The sequence below is a fragment of the Streptomyces sparsus genome (assembly GCF_054776295.1).
In genome coordinates this window covers 1-844 of sequence record NZ_BAAHCA010001436.1, presented here as the reverse complement: position 1 = coordinate 844, position 844 = coordinate 1, and the positions used below count along the sequence as shown (strand labels likewise).

At 76.4% G+C, this 844-nt stretch carries 1 protein-coding gene; it reads right to left on the bottom strand.

Going from position 1 to position 844, the window contains the following annotated elements; all coding sequences use genetic code 11:
* Positions 1 to 641, bottom strand: a 641-nt coding sequence (locus tag ACYVE9_RS28910; protein WP_461030837.1) for a GNAT family N-acetyltransferase, incomplete at its 3' end; no start/stop codon positions are given.
* Positions 642 to 844 lie beyond the last annotated feature (203 nt).

The following is an 844-nucleotide window of genomic DNA, read 5'->3' as shown; positions in this document are numbered from 1 at the left end:
ATCTCGGTGACCGCGCCCACGGGCTGGTGCTGGCCGGCGCAGAGCGCCGTGCCGTCCCCGTAGGCGGCGGCCACGCAGGTCAGTCCGGCCCGGACGCGTGCCGCGGTCTGCTTCACCGAGCCGTCGGCGACGAGGTACCTGGCCACCTCCACCAACCGGGCCGGCTCGGCCGCGCTGTCGGCTCCCGGTTCGGTGAAGGCCAGGTAGGGGACGGCCAGCGCGCCGGGCAGACCGGCGTCGTCCGGTCCGACGATGCGCACGTCCACCCCTTCCGGCGGCGCGGGGGCCGCCGGGACGGGCGCCTCCGGGTCGAGCACCATCAGGGGGTGCTCGTGCGCCACCAGTCCCGCCTGCTCGGTCGCCGTGCGGAGCGCGGGTGCCGACTCGGCGACCCATTCGATGCTCTCCGGCATGCCCAGCTCGCGCTGCCGCTCCCGCACCCGCGTCACGTCGGCGGCGCCGACCGGCGCGCTCCGCCCCGGCGTGGGCCGCGCGTAGAACGGCCAGCCCGATCCGGAGCGCACGAACAGGGTGAGCGGACCGAAGTCCTCGGCCCGGGCCGCCGAGCGGGGCACCGCGTCGTAGTACCGCTCGATCCGGTCCAGCAGCGCACGGCGTTCGTCACGGTCCACAGAGATCACGTCGAGCATCCAAGCAGGTACCCGGCACCAGCGTCACCGCCGGGGCGCGCGCCTGCCAAGGGCCGTGCTCAGTGCCGGACGAGCAGCGCCACCGGGGCGTCGGCCAGCAGCTCCGAGAGCGGGCGGGCCCCCTGGAAGGTGCGGCCGGTCAGCAGCTCGCGCCACCGGCCGTCCGGCAGCGGCAGCGTCGTGTCCGCCCAGCC